This is a genomic window from Priestia sp. TGN 0903 (assembly GCF_050846855.1).
GTDB classification, from domain to species: domain Bacteria; phylum Bacillota; class Bacilli; order Bacillales; family Bacillaceae_H; genus Priestia; species Priestia zanthoxyli.
Window position 1 is genome coordinate 293,069 of sequence record NZ_JBOZGL010000004.1, and the last position, 21,580, is coordinate 314,648.

Annotated in this window: 19 protein-coding genes, 1 pseudogene and 1 riboswitch; of the genes and pseudogenes, 7 read left to right on the top strand and 13 right to left on the bottom strand. The window is 34.0% G+C overall.

From position 1 onward, the window contains the following. Position 1 precedes the first annotated feature (1 nt). From kdsA to ACRPLY_RS15970, 9 genes are all read right to left on the bottom strand, one after another. Positions 2-826 carry a 3-deoxy-8-phosphooctulonate synthase gene (kdsA, locus tag ACRPLY_RS15930; RefSeq protein ID WP_098602396.1) on the bottom strand — a complete coding sequence of 275 codons (825 nt, stop codon included), beginning with the start codon at positions 824-826 and terminating at the stop codon, positions 2-4. A 4-nt stretch (positions 827-830) separates the two neighbouring features. Continuing rightward, positions 831-1,550: a 3-deoxy-manno-octulosonate cytidylyltransferase gene (kdsB, locus tag ACRPLY_RS15935; RefSeq protein WP_098602395.1), complete on the bottom strand. Its 720-nt coding sequence runs from the start codon at positions 1,548-1,550 to the stop codon at positions 831-833. A 13-nt stretch (positions 1,551-1,563) separates the two neighbouring features. Next, complete coding sequence (locus tag ACRPLY_RS15940; RefSeq protein ID WP_432231981.1) at positions 1,564-2,829, bottom strand: glycosyltransferase family 4 protein; 1,266 nt, start codon at positions 2,827-2,829, stop codon at positions 1,564-1,566. After that, complete coding sequence (locus tag ACRPLY_RS15945; protein WP_432231982.1) at positions 2,826-3,986, bottom strand: glycosyltransferase family 4 protein; 1,161 nt, start codon at positions 3,984-3,986, stop codon at positions 2,826-2,828. The genes ACRPLY_RS15940 and ACRPLY_RS15945 overlap by 4 nt, the downstream gene beginning before the upstream one ends. Positions 3,987-4,045: 59 nt before the next feature. Beyond that, on the bottom strand, positions 4,046-5,416 hold the full coding sequence (locus tag ACRPLY_RS15950; protein WP_432231983.1) for a hypothetical protein: 1,371 nt from the start codon (positions 5,414-5,416) through the stop codon (positions 4,046-4,048). 47 nt (positions 5,417-5,463) lie between these two features. Continuing rightward, a complete protein-coding gene (locus ACRPLY_RS15955; RefSeq protein WP_432231984.1) occupies positions 5,464-6,693 on the bottom strand; it encodes an oligosaccharide flippase family protein in 1,230 nt (409 codons plus the stop codon). A 24-nt stretch (positions 6,694-6,717) separates the two neighbouring features. Further along, a complete protein-coding gene (locus ACRPLY_RS15960) occupies positions 6,718-7,395 on the bottom strand; it encodes a sugar transferase (RefSeq protein WP_432231985.1) in 678 nt (225 codons plus the stop codon). 26 nt (positions 7,396-7,421) lie between these two features. Further along, the gene (gene galU / locus ACRPLY_RS15965; protein ID WP_432231986.1) at positions 7,422-8,309 is read right to left on the bottom strand and encodes a UTP--glucose-1-phosphate uridylyltransferase GalU; all 888 of its coding nucleotides are present in this window, start codon (positions 8,307-8,309) and stop codon (positions 7,422-7,424) included. Between the two features lie 314 nt (positions 8,310-8,623). Continuing rightward, positions 8,624-9,391, bottom strand: a complete 768-nt coding sequence (locus ACRPLY_RS15970) for a tyrosine-protein phosphatase (protein WP_432231987.1) — start codon at positions 9,389-9,391, stop codon at positions 8,624-8,626. A 542-nt stretch (positions 9,392-9,933) separates the two neighbouring features. On the opposite strand from ACRPLY_RS15970, the gene ACRPLY_RS15975 reads away from it, so the two are divergent. After that, positions 9,934-10,386, top strand: a complete 453-nt coding sequence (locus ACRPLY_RS15975; protein ID WP_432231988.1) for a VanZ family protein — start codon at positions 9,934-9,936, stop codon at positions 10,384-10,386. 56 nt (positions 10,387-10,442) lie between these two features. Here the strand turns inward: ACRPLY_RS15975 and ACRPLY_RS15980 are convergent, their stop codons facing one another. Beyond that, positions 10,443-12,485 (bottom strand): SpoIID/LytB domain-containing protein, encoded by a 2,043-nt coding sequence (locus ACRPLY_RS15980; RefSeq protein WP_432231989.1) that lies wholly within the window; start codon positions 12,483-12,485, stop codon positions 10,443-10,445. 931 nt (positions 12,486-13,416) lie between these two features. Between ACRPLY_RS15980 and ACRPLY_RS15985 the strand changes: the two genes are divergently transcribed. Together ACRPLY_RS15985 and ACRPLY_RS15990 are read left to right on the top strand one after the other, a co-directional pair. Next, positions 13,417-14,703, top strand: a complete 1,287-nt coding sequence (locus ACRPLY_RS15985; protein ID WP_432231990.1) for an O-antigen ligase family protein — start codon at positions 13,417-13,419, stop codon at positions 14,701-14,703. Positions 14,704-14,744: 41 nt separating this feature from the next. Further along, positions 14,745-16,058, top strand: a complete 1,314-nt coding sequence (locus tag ACRPLY_RS15990) for a cellulase family glycosylhydrolase (protein WP_432231991.1) — start codon at positions 14,745-14,747, stop codon at positions 16,056-16,058. 838 nt (positions 16,059-16,896) lie between these two features. Here the strand turns inward: ACRPLY_RS15990 and ACRPLY_RS15995 are convergent. Beyond that, positions 16,897-18,621, bottom strand: a pseudogene (locus ACRPLY_RS15995) (phospho-sugar mutase). A 197-nt stretch (positions 18,622-18,818) separates the two neighbouring features. Between ACRPLY_RS15995 and ACRPLY_RS16000 the strand changes: the two are divergent. Continuing rightward, on the top strand, positions 18,819-19,154 hold the full coding sequence (locus tag ACRPLY_RS16000; protein WP_432231992.1) for a helix-turn-helix domain-containing protein: 336 nt from the start codon (positions 18,819-18,821) through the stop codon (positions 19,152-19,154). Between the two features lie 111 nt (positions 19,155-19,265). Beyond that, positions 19,266-19,352: riboswitch (cyclic di-GMP riboswitch) on the top strand. A 20-nt stretch (positions 19,353-19,372) separates the two neighbouring features. Beyond that, positions 19,373-19,495 (top strand): anti-repressor SinI family protein, encoded by a 123-nt coding sequence (locus ACRPLY_RS16005; RefSeq protein WP_195695136.1) that lies wholly within the window; start codon positions 19,373-19,375, stop codon positions 19,493-19,495. A gap of 46 nt (positions 19,496-19,541) precedes the next feature. Here the strand turns inward: ACRPLY_RS16005 and ACRPLY_RS16010 are convergent, their stop codons facing one another. Both ACRPLY_RS16010 and ACRPLY_RS16015 read right to left on the bottom strand, forming a co-directional pair. Beyond that, complete coding sequence (locus tag ACRPLY_RS16010) at positions 19,542-19,979, bottom strand: SMI1/KNR4 family protein (protein WP_432231993.1); 438 nt, start codon at positions 19,977-19,979, stop codon at positions 19,542-19,544. A 1-nt stretch (position 19,980) separates the two neighbouring features. Next, complete coding sequence (locus ACRPLY_RS16015) at positions 19,981-20,772, bottom strand: histidinol-phosphatase HisJ family protein (protein WP_432231994.1); 792 nt, start codon at positions 20,770-20,772, stop codon at positions 19,981-19,983. Positions 20,773-21,003: 231 nt separating this feature from the next. Between ACRPLY_RS16015 and ACRPLY_RS16020 the strand changes: the two genes are divergently transcribed. Then, on the top strand, positions 21,004-21,294 hold the full coding sequence (locus tag ACRPLY_RS16020) for a hypothetical protein (RefSeq protein WP_432231995.1): 291 nt from the start codon (positions 21,004-21,006) through the stop codon (positions 21,292-21,294). Further along, entirely contained in the window at positions 21,273-21,563 is a 291-nt protein-coding gene (locus tag ACRPLY_RS16025) for an HPP family protein (protein WP_432231996.1), read from the top strand. Before ACRPLY_RS16020 ends, ACRPLY_RS16025 begins: the two co-directional genes overlap by 22 nt. Positions 21,564-21,580 lie beyond the last annotated feature (17 nt).

Genomic DNA, 21,580 nt, shown 5'->3' on the forward strand with positions numbered 1-21,580 from the left:
TTTATCCTTTAATAATGTCATCGATTGCCTTAATAGGTTTCAGAACTTCTTCTAATTCATGAAGTTTGATCATATTTGGTCCATCTGAAAGAGCTTTATCAGGATCAGGATGCACTTCTGCAAATAATGCATCTACACCTACAGCCATAGCCGCTCTTGACAAATATGGAACGAATTCGCGCTTTCCGCCTGTGCTTGTGCCATTACCACCCGGAATTTGAACACTATGCGTAGCATCAAATACTACTGGTGCACCTAATTCTCTCATTGTCGGTAGAGATCTCATATCTACTACTAAATTATTGTAACCGAATGTACTTCCTCGTTCAGTTAAAAGGATTTGTTCACAACCTGACTCTTTCAGTTTAACCACTACATTTTTCATATCCCAAGGAGCTAAAAATTGTCCTTTTTTCACATTAATAATCTTTCCTGTCTTAGCTGCAGCTACTAGTAAGTCTGTTTGACGGCATAAAAAAGCAGGAATTTGAATAATGTCTAGTACTTCACCAGCAAGTTCTGCTTGGGAAGCATCATGAATATCAGATGTAACAGGAACACCAAAAGTCTCCTTAACTTTTGCTAAAATTTCTAAACCTTTCTCAATTCCAGGTCCACGATCTGAGTAAATGGAAGAACGATTTGCTTTGTCAAAAGATGCTTTGAATACAAAAGGAATATTTAATTTGCTGGTAATCTCTTGAATAGCACTAGCAGTTTGAAATACTAATTCTTCACTTTCAATCATACAAGGTCCAGCGATCAATACGAATGGATTATTTCCTCCAAATTTAATTTCCTCATTTAACTTAACAATATTTGACATATCATTATACCTCCAACAGGTTTTCAATTTTTTTAATATCTTCAGGTGTATCTACGCCTACAGAATCATAGGTAGTTTCTAGAACTTTCATTTCATATCCATTTTCCAATAATCTGAGCTGTTCTAACATTTCTACTTCTTCATATTGAGATTTAGATAGCTTTACAAATTCTTGTAAAATATGTTTTGGGTAACAATAAATACCTAAATGTTTGTAGTATGTAATGGTTTTGTCAGATCGGTTATAGGGAATAGGCGAGCGAGAAAAATAAATCGCTTCGCTATTTTGATTAGTAATTACTTTTACAACGTTAGGATTTTCAATATCTTCTTCTGTTTCTATAGCTTTTTTAGCAGTGATTACATAAGTACTATGCTGTTTAGATTGTTCTACAATTTCTGCAATGAGTCTTTCGTCTATTAGTGGCTCGTCTCCTTGAACATTAAGAAAGATATCTCCATCAATTAAGTTTGATACCTCAGCCATGCGATCTGAGCCTGATTCATGTGTATCTTTTGTCATCACTACTTCTCCACCAAAGGACAATACAGCGTCATAAATTTTTGCATTGTCAGTAGCAACTACTACTCTATCAAGGTTGGAAACTTTGTTTACTCTTTCATATACATGTTGAATCATAGGTTTGCTATTAATTAAAGCTAATGGTTTTCCGGGAAATCTGCTTGATCCATATCTAGCAGGTATTACAGCTACTATCTTCATTTCGCACCTCTTCTTATTTTTCTTCAAAGACTTTTTCATATTGCGCAAACACTGCTTCTTTAGAGTAGTTCCGTACATAAAAGTCATAAGCTAACCTTGACATTTCTAAATTTACTTGCTCATCACATAACTGTTTCATATGATACGCATATTTATTGAGGTCATTCTCCTTTATATATTCGCCTTTATTCGGCAAATCGATGCCTTCAACACCAAAGTCAGTCGAAATTACAGGTAGCCCTCTCGACAAAGCTTCTATTGTTTTTAATTTAACCCCGCTGCCAAATAGCAAAGGTATTATCATAGCACATGCCTCATTAAATAATTTATCTAAATCTTCTACATAACCCATAATTTTTATATTGTCTTTGTAATTCTTAGAAAGTTTTATTAATTCTTGATCAGCATTTTTTCCTACTATAAGTAATTTCACGTCAGGGATTTTCTCTATTAATGTTTCAATATTGTTTTTAATAAAATAAGTAATTGAAACATTATTATGCGGTATATTTAAAGCACCCAAAAAAATAAAAGAAGGATTACCTTTAAAATCTCGACTATATTTAATTTCTTCTCCAGAAACAATTGGACGAATGGACTTTATAGTTGAAACATTTGCTCTTTCCTTTAAAACTTCTACTTCATTTTGGCTAATAAGCAAGGTATTCTTAAAATTTCTTGCGGTATAAATCTCTCTTTTGTATATAATTTTCTTTTCGAATTTCAATAATAATTTATTAATTAATTCAAACGAAACTAACTTTTGGGCTACATTAGGCAGTTGTTTAGCGAAATTACCTAATGTATTAATTTTCATACCGGGAAATTCATTCATAACTCTCAACATATTGGCGTATCTCACAGAAAATAAATCATCTAAATAAACAAATTCTCTAGTATTGTTATTTTTTTCCTTTTCAAACATTTGAGATACTCTAATAGTGTCATAGATTACGATATCAAAGTTACTTTGATTTATATATTGTTTAATATCTTTTGCAATTAAGTTACTGTATAAAACTGATTCTTGAATGCTCTTTTTTTGAAGAAGCCCTGAATAAATTAATATATTCTTGACTTTATTCATATTATTAGAACCAATGAATTGTTTTACTTTAATGTTAGGTTTTTCCTCACCTTTTTCGTTTCCAACTAAAATATATTCAACATTCTTGGAACCATATTTGTGTATAAAATATTCTAACATGCTAGCTAAAATTATTTTTTTCCCATTATCTTTAGGGTACGGATACTGGGTCGCAATAAAAAGAACTCTCATTTAAAATCTCCTGTGTTAGTAATACTTTTTAAACTATTTAAAGTTTTTAAAAATTGTTTGGCACTTTCCTGCCAAGAGAATTTATTAATTTGAGTTGACATTTTAGCTCTTAGCTCTTCTTTCAAAGTTGAAGAATCTAAGACTAATTCAATTGCATTCCCTATTTCTGTATATGAGTAAGGGTCAACAATAATTGCTGCATCTCCTGCTACTTCTGGCAATGAAGTTGTACTAGAAGTAATAATGGGAGTACTTGTAGACATAGATTCTAGTAATGGGATACCAAATCCCTCATAAAGGGATGGGAATAAAAATAAGTCCGCTAATTTGTAAATATATGGTATATCACAATCATCCACATATCCTAAAAAATGAATTTTGCTATCAATTTTTAATTCTTTAACTAGCTTTATTAATTCTTTTAAACCATTACCTCTAGCTCCCACAACTACTAAATCTAATACATCTACGTTTTTTTCACTAAGATAAGCAATAGATTTTACAACATTAACTAAGTTTTTTCGAGCGGTCGTAGTACCTACAAACAACATATAGTTACGAGGTAATTGATGAATTTCCCTAATTTTCTCTGCATGTTGAGTATCGAATTCGATGTTAAACTGTTTACTATTGTATGAACAATAAGTAATATTAACTTTTTCTGCTGAAACCTCAGGATAGTGTTCTAATATTCTCTTCTTAGAATACTGAGAAACTGTCAATACATTAGGGGCTTTTCTTAAATTAAACTTTAAAAAAGTTTTGAAGTACATCGCATGAAATTTAGAATGGTGCTCATTCACATCAATAAATGCCAAGTCATGGATTGTAATCAAGGTTTTTTTTCCTGAAAAACCCAAGGGACTTAGGAAATCTGGTCCCCAAAAAATATCTATATTTTTTAGGTGTTTCATTAGCAAAACATTCAACCAAATCGGTCTGTATATTTGAGTGATTGGTATAATACTTTTAAAATCATTTATTACAACATAATTCACATTACGATTTTCAAATTCCTTGTTTACTGGCTTATCTGTAAAAATGACATATTCATTTTCTTGATCTAGATTTAATATTTCCTCTAATATATTTTCTAAATAATTACCTATACCCGTTTTATTTTCTGAAAGTTTTCTACCATCAATGCCTATTCGCATTTTCATTCATCCTTATTTTTTAAGTTTTCATACTATAACTAAACTTTATAAATATTTATTTAACTATTCAATAATCTGGTTAAAGTTGATTCAAGGTAGAATACATCAAAACTTCCTTTACGCCAATTTCCTTCTAATTGATAGTTAAACCTCAAATAATGAATAAACTGATTGATTAAATGTATATCTACATCATTATTTACTATATGGTTAATGTGTTCATAAAGTTTGCTGGCGTCAGAGCAGATTTGTACTAAACCATTGATATTGTAATACGCATTCCCTAAGGTTATAACATGCTTATACTGTTGTAGAGCTTCTATACCGACTGTGGAATTTATTGTAATTACACCTTGACTATTCTTTAAAAGCTTAGAAGTCTCTCCTTCGGTCATAAAGATTAAGCGTTTATTATCTTTGTACTTATCATATAAACTCGAATAATTTGTTCTCCCTTTATCCGCGGGATGTTCTTTGAAGACTACAAATAAATCGTCATTGTATTGCGCATTATACTGTTCCAAATTATAATCAATAATTTCAACTAGCTCTTCCATACTATTTATATAAGGAGAATTTAGGAGAACCTGAGAATCATCATGTACTTGAAATGGAATAAAAAGATACCTACTGGGTAACTCTTTAAACAATGAATAATCATTCACTTTTTTTCTTTTTTCTATTCTTTTCTTAACCTTTTGTAAAGTATTTTCGTATATTATTTCCAAATCTAATTCTTGTTTCAGTACTTTACTAAACAACTTGTCTTTTGAGCGTTCTAATAAATAAAATTTCTTTAATTTAGGTAACTCAAATGAATACAGTTTATCTTCAAATTTTATGTCTGTTAAGGAATTTATAAAATCTTTCTCATATTTTACATTACTATAGTATGACTGGTCCTCTGGTACAGAGTTGCCATAATTAACACCTTTGCTATCCATAGTAATAGTATTAGGCCTAAATATACCGGCTTCAAATATTAATGTTGGTATATTAAAATTTGAAGCAAAAGCTTTAGAAAGACTATCATACATAAAAGTATCATTCCACATAATAATTAAGTCTATTTTTTGGGAGGAGTGTAATTCCTTTAAGAAATTCAAATACCTCCTTGCATTACTGGAAATATTGTCTGTGTCAAAAGAGTAATTATTTAAACTATTCAACTTTAAGGTGTAAAACAGTAGCTTGCTCAAATCATATTTTTTTTCATCTTCAACAGAAAGAATATGATCATACTCCTTTAAAACCCGCGGCAAGAAGACTGTGTCAAATACACCATTTTTTTTATATACATATTTCTCTAACCTTCTAAAGGTGAGATGTTTAGTATGTATACCCTTTCCTTGTAAAAAATTAGCTATGCTACTAAAGAAGACCGCTTTGTCTGCTTCATGAGCTTGAATAAATAAAACATTTTTAGTCATACACTATACCTCTTAATCGCAAATATTAGTATAAATTCACAAAACAATTAAGCACGAGAAATCTTATATGCATAAACTAATTTGCAAATAAGTAGAGTTAAAAATCCTGTTGCTGTACTTAAAGAACCTCCCACTAAACCATACCTAGGGACCAGTGTTAAATTCATTAAGACTGCTACAGAAAGAGCAATAAAACTAGATTTAATGATGTCTTTATCCCTAAATCGAACATAAAGAGAGTAATGAGGAAGTAAAGATAATACAGAAAATCCATAAGCTACAATTAAAAGCCAATAGGCAGATAAGTAACCCGAGTATAAAGGTTTATTTATCAAATCAATAACCACAAATATACCTACAATTAAAGCTAAACTTATAGCTACAGTAGAACTTATTACCCCTAGGGTCATTTTTTTCATATGAATTTTATAACTCTTATAATTTCCTTCTTGATAACTTTTAACTACTTTAGGACTCAAAATCATAATAATCCCTGTATTAGCGAATATAACTAGTAAGTTAGCTAAACTTCCGTAAAAAGTATAAACCCCTACTAGTGCTTTATTGTAGTGAAAACTTATAATGTATCTATCTAAGAACTCTGTTAATTTAACAGCAATGTTAGCTATAAATAATGGAAAAGCAACATTTAATCCTCGTCTAATCCATTTCCAATTAACTTTTGTTTTACTTGTACTATACCACTCTAAGTCTTTCAAATAATATAAGCTTAAGAGAATACTAATAGCTACCCCTATGGCCCATGCTAATAATACAGTCCACAAAGTTTGATTAGTTGGATTCATATACAACATAACAATAGTTACATATGCCCACGCTCCACTTCTGAAAAAGAGTGTGACGTTAGCAACAACCGGTTTAGATAATGTAATAAATATACGGTTAAATTCTTGTGAAATATGCTCCATAATTAAAAGTAAATAAAATATTACTGCATATTCCCAAGGGAGTACATTAATCACAAAGATTACAAGCAATAACGGCAATGTAATACAATAAGTTATAAAATGTACTATAAATTGATCTTTAATCAAAACTGCACTATTTTGTGCTTCACTTGATAGCATTTCTCTAGTGTTAAATACGTAGAAATCCATTCCTACTATGTAAATAGCTAAACCTATAGTAGTAGTTATCATTCCATATATCCCTACATGACTAGGTGTTAAAAATTTAGTTATTCCTAACATAAGTAAGAACTTACTTCCTAAAGTAATAATACGTAATAGCAAGTTAAATGTAGTAATTTTCAGCAAAGTATTTTCTCCATCTTAATATGTTTAATAAGCATCCTTAGAACCTGTTAACAGTCCTATTGTTTTAAATATAATTTTAATATCAAAGAATAAATTTCTATTTTGAATATAATGGATATCTAATTTAACCATTTCTTCAAAACCTATATTACTACGACCACTTACCTGCCAAAGACCTGTACATCCAGGTTTTACCAATAATCTTTGCTTATGGTCCTCATTGTATTCCGCAACCTCTCTTGCTAAAGGAGGTCGAGGGCCTACTAAACTCATATCCCCTCTCATTACATTCCAAAGCTGAGGTAATTCGTCTATACTTGTTTTTCTAATTAATTGACCTATCTTTGTTACTCTCGGATCATTTTTCATTTTAAACATAGCACCTGTTGTTTCATTCAATGTCAATAAGTTCTGTAGTCTTTCTTCTGCATCTGTTACCATAGAGCGGAACTTATACATTTTAAATTCTTCACCATTTTTTCCAACCCTTATTTGAGAAAAAAAGATAGGACCTCGTGGATCTTCGACTTTAATAGCAATAGCGACAATCATGAATACTAAGGAAAGAACTATAAGCCCTATAAGAGCACCTACTGTATCTAAAATTCTTTTACTTAGAATATAAATATAATTGTCCTTGACAATTATCTGAGGGTTAATAATATGCGTATTATTTTTCGAATTTGCTATTTGTTGTTCCATGTTCCTCCTCACTTCCCTCCATAGTTTTAATTAATGTGAATTTTTCTTTCATTTTCAATTAGAGTTTGCATTAAATTTAGTAGATCACTACGTAATTCTTTACGTTGTAAAGCAAATTCAATTGTTGTTTCAATAAACCCTAGCTTTTCTCCAACATCGTAACGTGTGCCTTCAAAATCATACGCAAATACACGCTGAATTCCGCTTAACTTTTGAATAGCATCCGTTAATTGAATTTCACCGCCGGCTCCTACTTCTTGTTCTTCTAAAAATTTAAAGATTTCAGGTGTAAATACGTAGCGTCCCATAATTGCTAGATTCGAAGGAGCCGTACCAGCTGCCGGTTTTTCGACAAACGTATTTACTTGATAGCGACGGCCGTCGTTTGAAACGGGATCAATAATTCCATAGCGGTGCGTTTGATTATCAGGCACCGTTTGAACGCCGATTACTGAAGACAACGTTTGTTCATATTCATTCATCAACTGGCGAAGACATGGTGTTTCCGCTTGTACAATGTCATCACCAAGTAAGACAGCAAAAGGCTCGTCTCCAATAAACTTACGTGCACACCATACCGCATGCCCTAACCCTTTTGGTTCTTTTTGACGAATGTAATGAATTTCTACGTTCGATGATTGTTGTACTTTTTCTAAAATATCAAACTTCTCTTTTGAAACTAGATTATTTTCCAGCTCAGGTGCAAAGTCGAAATGATCTTCAATCGCTCGTTTGCCTTTACCAGTTACGATAATGATGTCTTCGATCCCTGAAGCAATCGCTTCTTCGACGATGTATTGAATCGTTGGCTTATCAACAATTGGAAGCATTTCTTTTGGCATTGCTTTTGTAGCTGGCAGGAAACGTGTTCCAAGCCCTGCTGCTGGAATAATTGCTTTTTTTACTTTTTTCATCAATTCATCATCCCTCATTCTCTCTTTTTATTTACTGATTTAGGTATGTACGAGATGTAAATACTTATGAAAGAGCTGTACATATACAGCTCTTTCATAAGTATTTACATAATTAAATTTTGGGCATCTAACCCGTCCTCACACTATACTCTTGACAACAATCGTGTCTAAGGTGTTTGAGCACCCACAGTACAGCCGAGTATCTCCTTTGATAGTGGTTAGGAGATATCACCATTTTTTAATATTTGTAACTTTTATTGAATATTAATCCACCTTCACTAAAAAAAGAAGAAAGTTGTCAGGAATTCTGTCTTTTAAAAGATCCCTAAAAACTTTTTCTTCTTCACTTGCTGGGGCGTATCTTGAAAACAAACGTAGCCTTTTATAACAGCTTCTGCATTTTCATAAAACATGTACAGCGTGTCCATACCATATTCAGAAGCAACCCACTCGCTTGCTTCTTGCATGTAAAAGTTCCTTCTCGAAAGATTATGTGCGTCAGAAGCAATCATATGAGTTAAATTTGCCTCAATTAAATCCATAGAAAATTTCTTGATTTTTTTACCGAACCTTCCTGTTAAGCTGGATGCAGTAATTTGAGTGAGAACTCCTTTATTCACAAGGTTATATAAAATATCTGGATCTTCTATAAGCCTGCTGTTTCGCTCAGGATGAACAATAATAGGTGTTAGCCCTTCCGACTGGATGTCGTAGATTAATTTTTCTGTGAATTTCGGCACTTGGCTGGATGGCAGTTCTAAAAACAGGTATTTATCTGTTTGATTTAAAGTGAGTATTTTACCATCTTGATAGTCTTCAATAATTTCTCCATATATACGAGACTCTTGACCTGGTAATATCGTAAGAGGGATATTTTCTTGATGCAGATGAGTATTTAATCGTTCCACTCGCTGTATAATTTCATTTTTTTCATTTATGTATTGGCCATTGTGGTGGTGAGGAGTTGCAACAATTGTATGAATTCCTTCACTTACTGCTTTCTCTGCCATTTGTAAGCTGTCTTCTATGGTTTTAGCACCGTCGTCGATACCATGCAAAATATGACAGTGAAGATCAATCATTTTTTATTTCCTCCTTCTTCTCCAAATAAGCTATATGAACTAGTTTATACTTATGAAATACTACCATAGGCATATTAACCCTTCAATGTCTTATTTTGTCGAAAATTATCAAATGACCAAATTTCTTCTTATTATGACGTTTTTTGTATCTTAAATAGTCTTTTCTTATCATGATAAACGTTATAATCATATACTAATTTTTTATAATAATTAGATCTATTTTCATTTAAAAGAATTTTATTCCAATTTACTCCACAAAACCTATTTTATCAGTGAAACCCTTGTATTTATTGAGCCTAGAGAATTATTTATTTTTAAATTTCTGATAAAAATATGATTTTTCGTTCGTTATATTGAAAACGCAACCATTGCCTTCATTGTTGCTTTTTCGTCGAAAATAAACTCAATGAATAGTCATTTTAACCTAATTAATATGTAGTTAATAAGACTCAATAAAGTCATATACTCTAACTAATTCCTTGCATTTTTCACCATCTTTTTTTATCATTAAGTGAAAATTTTGTAGAGAAAAGAGTTTTTTTATGATTTTAAAACGTGTATTATTAGTTCTTTTGCTATTATCTATTTCAAAGTTCTCCCACACTCCGCATTTAGAGGTAATGGATCCTTCTAGCTGGACGAATCCATCCGTTTGGGATCACAGCGCCACGCTTTGGTCTGTACTGCACCCTGGCAGTGAATTTTTCACCGCCTATAGCTACGGCTTTAACGTTGAGTTCATTGTGCGAAAAATTGCCCACCTTTCTTTTTTCGGCATGCTAGGCCTACTTTTTTACTGGAATTTAAAAAAGCAGCGCTATCGTTACATAAAAGCATGGCTGTGTGTAGCTGCGTTTGCATTTATAGATGAAGTGCATCAGGCGTTTATTATCGGCCGAGATGGCCGGATTATAGATGTAGCTGTTGATTCACTAGGTGCAGCCATTGCTTTATATCTGTTGTATCGAGCGAGAAAAACGTCTGTAAAAGCATAAGAAAAAAGCATGCAGAACTGCATGCTTTTTTCTTATGCTAAAAATCTTGTATTCTTTTATTTCACCGTCACTTTTGTATACGTACTGTAGCCGCCTTGACCTTTCACTAACACATGCAGAAGGGTCCCGGATTTTTGCTTTGGCACGGTGATTGAAAAACTTCCTTCGTTATCTGTTTTTCCTGTCGCAATAATATCTGGCCATACTTTTATGTAGATCGTTGAGCTTGGCTCCGCACTTCCCGTAATCTTAGTATCCTGACTGGAAATAGCGTTAACTTTTGAGGCTTTAGGGGCTGTATCGGACTGCACATAGATTTTGGTATATTTGCTGTAGCCGCCTTGACCTTTCACTAATATGTGAAGCTGTTTGCCCGCCGGCTGCTTTGGAATCGTAATTGAAAAGTTTCCTGCATTATCCGTTTTTCCTGTCGCAATAATTTCCGGCCACACTTTTACGTAGATCGTTGAGTTTGGCTCTGCTGTTCCCGTTAGTTGTGTATCCCCGTCATTTAACTCATTTACTTCTGCTGCTTCAGGGGCTGTATCAGACTGTACATAAATTTTAGTATACGTACTGTAGCCGCCTTGACCTTTCACTAGTACGTGAAGCATCGTCCCTGCTTGTTGTTTTGGCACGTCAAACGAAAAGTTTCCTGCAGCGTCTGTTTTCCCTGTCGCAACCGTATCCGGCCACACTTTTACGTAGATGATTGAATTAGGTTCAGCTGTTCCTGATAGTTTGCTATCGCCAGCCTTGATTGGATTTACTTGAGCTGGAATTGGAACGTTTATTCGAGGATATTTATCCGTGTAGTGAGAGACTAAGCTTACTCCCGGATAGTAAAAGTTCAGTATATCCGTATATGATTTTCCCTGAGCAGCCATTCCATTCGCTCCGAATTGACTTAAGCCAACTCCATGTCCGTTTCCTTTTCCTTCAATAGTGATTGTTTGAGTATCTGGATATTGTTTAGTGATCATTAGGCTTTTAAAGCGAGTTCCGTCAAGCATAAATCGAATGTTATCTGCTTTGTCTCCAATTCGATTCCATGTTTTAACCGCAAGCTTATTGTCTTGGTCCACTTCACCTTTCATCACGTAGGTTACACTGATATCTCCTTTGCTCATGCGCTGACCTGACGTGGCTTGATAAAGGTTAACTTTAGAAATGCCCACAATTTTAACGTCTTTTCCTTTAAATTGAGTCTGCGTTTGCATTTGCGCTTTAATTTTGCCTGCGATTTTTTCATCTGCTTCTTTTGTTTGATTCCACCAAGCATCTGGATTTTTCAAATCTTTTGTAGATAGGTCAATTTGCTGTTTTTGAATTGTTACTGACCATTTTGTTTGAGGATCGTACGGATCAGTTTTCACTTGAAAGTAAGGATTAGAAGCTTTTCCCCACGCATTGTAGTCGGATTCAATAATTCCGCCGTTACTTGAAGAAAACACAGAGTTAATTAGCGCACCATTGTACTTTAATACTTTTCCGAACGTTTCATCAACTGCGCTGTTGGTGCTGTTGTACCATTCACATCCTCCGTATACTTGAAAACTTGTTGTATCATCAATAATTTTACTTGCATAGCTTAACGCGTATGTTCTCGCAGCAACAGCCTGAGATTTTAATGCGTCACCATGCCAAGACGTATATACTTCTTTTGGAATAACGCCTTTTAAATAGTCTTCCATAGGGAGGGCATTAATTGGTCTGACATATTTGCTGCTTTCGTTTGTAAACTGCATGCTTCCTAGATAGTTTCGGTTATTAATAGAAAGGAAGGCTTCGTATGTAGAAGGTTTAGCAGTGAAGCTATCGAATTCACCAAGTACTTCTTGGTTATGCAGTAGTTTAACTTCGCTCCCCGCTACTTTTACTTCGTACTCTGCATTAGCTTGAAGCGTTATTTTGCTGTCTGCAATCGTATAGGACTGCGATGGCTTAATTTTAATACTGGATTGATTCCCTAAATAATTTTTTAATTTCACTGATACCGTTGGCTCTGTTTCGGCTGCCTGTACAGTCTTGATTGTAGCGCTATAGCTGAACATCATTAGTAAACTTAGCATTAGTAAAACAGGTAAAATCTTTTTCATCTTGTCTACTTGTCTCCTTGTCTATTTATCTATTTATCTATTTTCCTTCGTTATATCGGCAGACTTTCGACATTTTTCAATCTTTTTAGTTAAATTCGCTTAAAACATTTCTTTATACAAAATTAAATTTTAAAAATGCAATATTTATTCTTAAACCTCTTGAAGATAAAAAGATTATCAATAACATTGTTATTCAATCAGGGGATGGGATACCATATACAGTATAACACCTGCATTTTGTTTACCTAAAGTCAGAATCCTGCCCTGTTTACCTTAACAAATACAACAGATGTAAAGACTTTTAGGGATTCGAATTCAGGCATATATAGTACCATATCTGCGGAAAGCGCAAGGAGTAAATTGATTTTGGTGTTCCTAACTTTTCGCGAAAACAAAGTTACATTCGTATTTAGAGTTCGAGGAAAATATCATAGTTTATAGGCTTATAACAAGAGTTTTGTAGGAATCATAAGATAGAGAAACATATAAAATGGTTTAAAAAAAGAACCCGTAGTACGATTAATCAAATGTTTAAAGGTATTGAAACCAATTAATGTATTACCTCTATTGATACAGAAAAATTCAAATATTTGAAATTAATCGAACACCTACAAGCGTATAGTATTGAGGAGAGGAATCATTACCTCACGTAATAGATTCCCTTATTTATTAGATTTTCTAAAATCCTTAAACGCTGACGCTGCCGTTGTATACAAAACGTTCATTGCCACAGTAGGATACAACCCATTAATTTAGCCCCTACTAGGGGAATCACAAGCGGCTGATAAAATGGCTATCTATTTTTCGGAAAGAATTAGTACGTAATCTAGATTTGAAGATTTGACCACTTACGTGTAAATAAAGAGTATTGATAGCAAATGGATAATGGTATAAAATTACTAAAAGACTATCCCACTGAAAAGGAGCTCGTATGAAAACTGGTCAAATCTCAAAAAATATAATTATTAGCATCTACCTTTATCTTTTAGCATTTCTCATTATATTTTCAAGTGGAGCGATATTAGATCAAAAATATCCTAACGTAGCTCAAGCATTACTACTAGGTCTAAGTATCCCAGCTATACTCACAGTCCTCGTATACAAGAGATATTTAACCTACCTATCTCTTATCCCTATTTTGTTCATTGGGTTTAACTTTATAACAGTACCAGTTGGCATTCTGCAGTACGTAACGTTTATTGTCAAATTTGTAGTGGTTTTACTTATCATTAAATATTGCATGATAGGCGAAAAGAACCTATTTAAGATTTTTCATAATCTTATTGTGGGTATCGCAGTATATACGTTATTTACTTATTTATTTTTTGATATTTTAAGTATACTACCACCAAGTACAGAGGTTATAAATGACAAGCCGTATAGAGTTTGGTTAGGGTTACATTTTCACGGTCAAATTACAAGTTGGTATGGTGTAAATGTTTTCCGTAATAACTCAATATTTTGGGAACCAGGTGTTTGGCAAATATACTTAAACTATGCATTGATTTACCAATTGTTCTTTAGTAAAAAAGTAAATAAAAAGATTCTAACTGTACTATTAATCAACCTAATTACAACGTTCAGTACAACAGGTAATATCATTTGCCTTATGATCTTACTAGTAGCATTCCTGAAATTCAAACCTAAAACACAAGCTACTCTTTTCTTAAAGTATTATTTGCTTATACCTTTAGTAGCGGTCGGCTTTTTTGTAGCTATCTACTTGTTTAATCAGAAGGTATCTGGTGGGGGTCAGCGTTCTTATAGCCTTCGTCAAGACGATTTATTAGTGGGTTGGGAATTATTCCTTCAAAAACCTTTTACTGGTTGGGGGTTCTTAAATAACGAAGGTTACCAAAATATGGTTGGTGTACCTAATAATTCAAATGGTTTTATCTCTATGCTTTTCCAACAAGGGATTGCGGGAGCTATATTTTACCTCGTTCCATTAATTACTTTATTTAAGAAGATAGCTTCTACACATAGAGTTTTTACAGCTTTCATATTTACTATATTTATTGTCATCTCATCAGCTTCTGAGCCAATTATGTACACTAATTTTATTAGCTTCCTCTTTTGCTTGGGGGTTATATCCATAATAGATAATGAACATTTTATACAATGGTTTAACAGATGTGCAAGTAAAGAAATAATAGTACCACCTGAAAAAAGAAAACGAATTTTAGGTACTACTGTTTTAAAAGAGAAAACAATCTAAATCGTTTTCTCTTTTTTATTAGATATGGAAAGGAACTATTGATGAATCAATTGAGGTCTAAAAAACTAACCGTTTTTTTATTTATTGTGGTAATCCTTATTGTAGTTGCTTTTTATTCCTTTTACCAAAACAACTTTCAAAAGAACGAAAAGAAAAAAAATTACCGTTCAATTCTTCAATCAAAGACCGTTCCTAACGGCTTAGGAATTAGTGTGCATTTTAGCGGTAACCCAATAGATTTAGATATGGTGGATGATGCAGGGTTTAAGATTCTAAGAGAAGACTTATTCTGGCACACCATCGAAAAAGAGCCCGGTAAATACGAATTCAAAAAACAAGGGTACGATTTACTAACTAACTCACTAATTGAAAAAGGGATTAGGCCTTATTATATTCTTGATTACAATAATGAATTGTACGAATACGAAAGGGAGGTCAACACTAAAAAGGGACAAGATGCATTTATAAGATATGTAGATGCAGCATCTTACCGTTATAAAAATAAGGGTGTCATTTGGGAAATATGGAATGAACCTAATTTAACTGACTTTTGGGAAACGCAACCTAACTATAAAGAATATTCTCAATTGGTAAAAAGAGCTTCAAAAACCATTAAAAAGAATGACCCTAGTGCGATTGTTGTAGCTCCTGCTTTAGCCGGAATTACTCCTGATTCTTTGAAATGGTTAAATGGGATCTTTAAAGAAGGAACATTAAGATATATTGATGCCTTATCGGTTCATCCGTACCGTGGTATTAATCCTGAGACTGTGGGCAAAGACTATAAATCTATTCGGGTTTTAATGAATAAATACTCTGACAAGGAAATCCCTATCATATCTGGAGAATGGGGATATTCAAACACAAAAGGTTGGTATGGTAAATCTATATCTGAACAGCAACAAGCTGATTATCTAGTAAGGATGTATTTAATTAACTTATTATATGATATTCCGATAAGTGTTGTATATGGTTGGAAAAATGACGGAATCGATCCTAAAAATAAAGAACACAATTTTGGGATAAGAAGGTATGACGTTAATCTTCCTAAACCCGCGTATAATGCCATCAACAACATGACTTATAGGTTATCCGGTTATACATTCAAAAATAGAATCGATGTTGGCGACCCTGACAAGTATGTTTTAAGATTTGTTAGCGACAAAAAAGAAGAGATTATTGTTTATTGGAGCTCAAATAATCCTGAAACAATATCATTCTCAGACAATAAAATAAAAGGTCCAGTGTTTTCTTTTGCGGGACAACAAATTAGTTTTTTAAATAAAAAAACTAATAAAAATCTTTATATAAATGGTAGTCCAAAATATATCATAATAGACAGTAATAGTAAGTAAGTTTTAGAAAGATGATTTTATATCGTCTTTCTTATTTTAGTTAAATGAAAGCTATTCTTGTCAAATATATCAGAGGAAAACATAGATAAAAAATTAAGAATCACCTTACCCATTACATTTATGTTTAGCATAATTATCAAAGAGGTACGTTTCATATTTTAAGTAGTGACGAAATCAGTAATAAAAGGACCTATAAACTGTATACAAGACCTCATAATTATTAAGCTATGGAGACTTGTATTTTGTCTAAAAACCATTTTCTACTTACTAGCGATTATTGTGGAATATCAACAATTACCTAAAAGATTATTTATATCGACAAGGATGACAGAGTTATTACTTCCTTCGTTATATGATGTTACTGCATCCTTTGATATGTTCTCCTACAAAATCAACACCTATTCTCCGTTTATTTTTTGCAGGAATAAATTTCAACATTGCTTTGAATTAGGTAACAAGAAAAGAGTTTATAATTGCAATTAAACCGTACCAACATACATGTAAGATCGAAAAAGAGCTCAAACAAAATAATTTTGCCAATTAAGAATCTTCTTCAAGCCATTGGGCAGAAACCTCCTGAAACAAGTATCGCCATTAATCACTTACAACATAATGATGGAAAACTTGAAAGAGAAAAAGCTACTGAAACTTCATTGATATTATCATAGCGGCTACTTCTCTTTTCATAATACTCATGTCCATCTATAAAGATCATCATGGTATCAAAAAGAAAGTAAAGAAACAACAGGGAGTTTTAAGACAAAAAGAATTAAAGTGAGTCATCTTTTGAGATGACTCACTTATATTAAAGGCACTAATTTATATCGTTGTCTTTTTATTATTTAACCATCTTTTTCATAAATTTCATTACATTCACTTCCACTTCTTCCAACCGCTCTTTGCTCTCCCCCTCCGACCCTTGCCTTACTCCAAAATAAAACTTTATTTTCGGCTCTGTGCCTGACGGTCGAATCGCAAACCAGGAGCCGTCTTGCAGCCAAAATTTGAGTACATTTGATGAAGGCAAGTCCATTGTTTCTTGCTGAGCGGTAAGTAAGTTCGTTCTTTTTCCGCTTTGATAGTCTTCTATTTTCTCGACTGCCGCACCTGCTATTTCTGTCAGAGAGTGCTCACGGAACCTGTTCACGATACCGCTGATTTGTTCTGCTCCGTCCTTTCCTTTTAAAGTGAAAGAAGTAAGAGACTCTTTGTAATAGCCGTATGTTTCATAAAGTTGAGTTAGTCCATCATAAAGCGTCATTCCTTGCTGCTTATAATAAGCCGCAGCTTCAGCAATCATCACCGCTGCCTACACGGCATCTTTATCCCGAACAAAGTCACCGATTAAATAGCCATAGCTTTCTTCGTAGCCGAATTGAAACGTTTTCGTTCCTTCTCTTTTATATTCTTCTATTTTTTCTGCAATGTATTTAAAGCCAGTTAGCGTACCAACTGTTTGTACACCGTAATCTTCTGCGATTGCACGTCCTAATTCTAATGTGACAATTGTTTTAAGGATTACGCTGTTATCTGGAAGTACTCCCTTTTCTTGTTTCTGTGACAGCATATAATGCAGCAATAAAGCGCCCGTTTGATTTCCTGTTAATAGAACGTATTCACCGCTGTCATTTTTCACTGCCACTCCTAACCGGTCAACATCTGGATCTGTAGCAAGCAATAAATCCGTAGCTTTTTCTTTTCCATACTGAATTGCCAGCTGAAAAGCCTGTGCTTCTTCTGGATTAGTAGATGAAAGAATTGAAAAGTTAGGATCGGGATTTTTTTGCTCGTTAACAATTGTGATGTGCTAAAACCCGGCGTTTTGAAGTGCTTGAGGCACAAGCGTTTGTCCTGTACCGTGAAGCGGCGTATAAACAATATGCAGGTTTGTTTTTACCCCATCGTTGTTTAGCTGAAGTCCTTTTACGTAATCAAGATACACTTGATCCAGGTTTTCGCCGATATAGCTTACTAGATTTAATCTCAGAAGTTCACGTTCGTCTTTTAATTCCAGCAGCAGTTCATTTTCGATTTTATTCATATGCATGACGATAATATCCCCCCTCTAGGAGGAAGCTGCGCTCCGTCTTCTCCATATACTTTATAGCCATTGTATTCTGCGGGGTTGTGACTCGCTGTAATCATAATGCCAGCGTAAGCACGAAGATAACGGATGGCAAATGATAGTTCTGGTGTTAGACGCATCTCTTGAAATACATAGCTTTTAATTCCCTAAGTTCCTAGTGTTTTAGCTGCTTCTAAAGCAAATTTTGCTGAACCATGGCGGGAATCATACGCAATCACGACTCCTCGTTTTTTAGCTTCCGTTCCGTTTTCTTCGATGTATGCAGCAAGTCCAGCCGTGACTTTTCGAATGGTATAGATATTCATACGATTCGGCCCCCCCACCAAGCTCGCCTCTCATTCCTCCTGTGCCAAATTCAAGCTGTTTGTAAAAGGCATCTTCTCGTTCACTTTTGGTCATTTCACTCATTTGTTTTTTTAATAGGCTTGGCAGCTCGCTGTACGTAATCCACTTTGTCCATTCGTTTTTCCAAGTCATGTTTATCTCTCCTGTTCAATGTTTTCTGTTTTTATTGTGCACCGGTTATATGAACTAGGCGTGAATTAGTTAATATGTCTCATAATAAAAAGCATTAAATAATTCTTTATAAAGAACATTTTTGATATAAAAACGGTCACAAAACGTTTTTATACGTTATAATGAACAAAAAACCAATAAAAAGAGGATGAACTGAAGTGATAGGAGAAAAGATTAAAAATTTGCGATTAAAAAAAGGCTATTCTATTACACGCTTAGCTGAAGAAGCTAATATTTCAAAATCGTACTTATCTCATTTAGAAAAAGGGTTAAATAATAACCCTTCTCTTCAAATGCTTGATAAAATTGCTTCTTCTCTTCATACAACAATCGATGAATTAATTGAAGGCGATATTAGCCGTCCAGCTCTAACTTCAAAGCCAAGTCTCAACCAAGAATGGCTTTATTTAATTGAACGAGCTATTCGAGACGGCATGACCAAAGAAGAATTTATTGAATTTCAGTACTATTTAAAGTTCCGAAGAACAAACTGATGCATCTATTATCTGACTTTTAATTTTTTTATGACAATCGACCCGTTTCGACACCTTTTACAAATTTTATCTTGTAAAATGACTGTATACTAAGAACACTATTACAAATTATCCAGATAAGGGCAAAACTATTGAAAAATAGTGACGCAAAGCTTCAGGTCTAAGGCCGCTTTTGGCTACGACGGCTGGGTTCCCTGGCAAAGGGTGGATGAGTCGTAATGAAAAAAGAAAATGTACTGTCAATTGATCAAGAATGGATAAGCCTTATGGAATCAGCTCGCAAGCTAGGGTTGACCGTCGAAGAAGTCCGGAGATTTTTATCGGAGTTCAAGCAACAGTAAATTAAAAAAGCACGCTCATATTAGAGCGTGCTTTTTGCAAAAAATATTATTCTTCTAACATTTTTTCATGGAAATGGCTGTCGCAATTAAGCTGTTCAAAAAACGCTTGAAGAGAGTCTGAGATTCGTGTATTCATAAAGTACAGTGGCGAAGCATCCACTGTGCCCCACCTTACTTCAAAATACAATCCTTCTACGACTTCAAAGAAAAGAAAGCCTTCTCTTTCATCATACATATCTAAATCAGGATCATGCTCGTAAAAGTCTTCACGTAAATGCAAGTCTACTGCGCTGTCTAGATCTATAATTCGCTGAAAAGCAGTTGTTTCATTCCTATTTGCAAAGCTATATCCTATTTCTACATAAAATTGACGGAGCTCTGCTGGAAATTTCGTTCCTAATCTTTGCTCCGCAGCTTCTATTTCTTTTACTTTCAACGGAAGAAATCTATGCTTTTCATTATGAAGAAAGTGAAATACGCTCATATTAAATACGAATTCCTTTTGGCTTACGTTGATCAAACGTATAAATTTCCGTAAATCCGCACTGTTTCGCCATTTCAGTCGCTTCTTTCATATGTGCTCCTACGGTTTCTGCAAAATGTGAATCCGATCCAATCGTTAAAATTTCTCCACCTAAATCGCGGTATAGCCCAACAACTTCAAGTGCCGGCAGCGCTTCGCCCAGTTTCCCTCTTATACCTGAAGTATTAATTTCAATTCCGATATCGCGCTCGATTGCTTTTTTCAAAATATCTGCAAGAATATCTTTGAATTGATGAAAGTCGTAAATGCCGTATTGCTCAAACGCATAGCGCTTCATTAAATCTAAATGAGCCAATACGTCAATGTCGGCGTCGCTTACTAGCTTATACATTTCGTTAAAATAAGCGCGGTAAATCGCTTCTTTGTCGTTGAGTTCTAAATGTTTGCGAAGCTTGATGTTATTAATGTTATGAACAGACCCTAAAATAAAATCAAAGTTCTCCTGATTCATTGTTTTTTGATATTTTTCTTTTAAATAGTGCGGCTCACAAATTTCAATTCCTTTTTTAATCACTAGCTGACCTTGAAACCGATCTCTGCATTCCGCTAGTTCTTGTTCATATTTATCAAAATCCATATGACCGTAAGTTGGCGCTAATGGGTTTAATGAAAAGTGCTCGGTAAAACAAATTTCGTTTATGCCGTTTTTTACAGCTTGCTCGCACACTTCTTTCATGACTGCCTGTGAGTCAAATGAATTATTTGTGTGATGATGGTAGTCTACTAGATACATAATTAGTCACCTCTAGGTTTATTATACATCTCTCCTGCACTTACTGCACATGGAGACCCTTTTCCCCTCTATCACACCTTTTTTGGTTCACAAAAAGAGTTTCCACTAAAAAAAGTCGTTTTTCCTCTTTTAGTAATCCTTCTTTTCTTATAAACTAACTTATTATAGCAGATGTTCTGACATACAACTTGACAAACAACTTTTACTTACACAAGGGAAAGGAAATAAGAAATGGAATTCGAAAAAAGTTTTTCACAAACAAAAAGCCCCTTTCTGTCTTACTTAAGCTCTTATACGAAAAAGATGAAAGGAGAATTAAAAGAAGAACCGAAAATCAATTATAGAGATGCAGTCGTTTCTTCTATTGGAGGCTTAATTGCGATTATCATCAGCAGCGCGATTGCACTAGCGCTTGGTTATCCAATGGCACTCGCTCCAATTGGCGCACCTGCGTACTTGTCTTCGGTGCTCATAAAGGGCCTTTATCACAGCCGCGCCACGTGCTTGGAGGTCACTTACTAGCAACGGTTTCGGCACTCATTATTTGGAGTTTATTTCATCGAAGTCTAATCACCATAGCGATTGTGCTCGCTTTTGTTCTTATTTTAATGATTCTTACCAAAACCGTTCATCCTCCCGCGGCGGCTAGCGCGATTGTGGCCATTAATACTCAAGCAGGCTGGGGATATTTAGGTATTATTATGATTTGTGCGTGTGTGGTCGTACTGATTTCTACTGCGTATAACAATTTATTTCAGGATCGGCAGTCAGGTATTGGGTTTAATACATAAAAAGACGTCTTCTCATA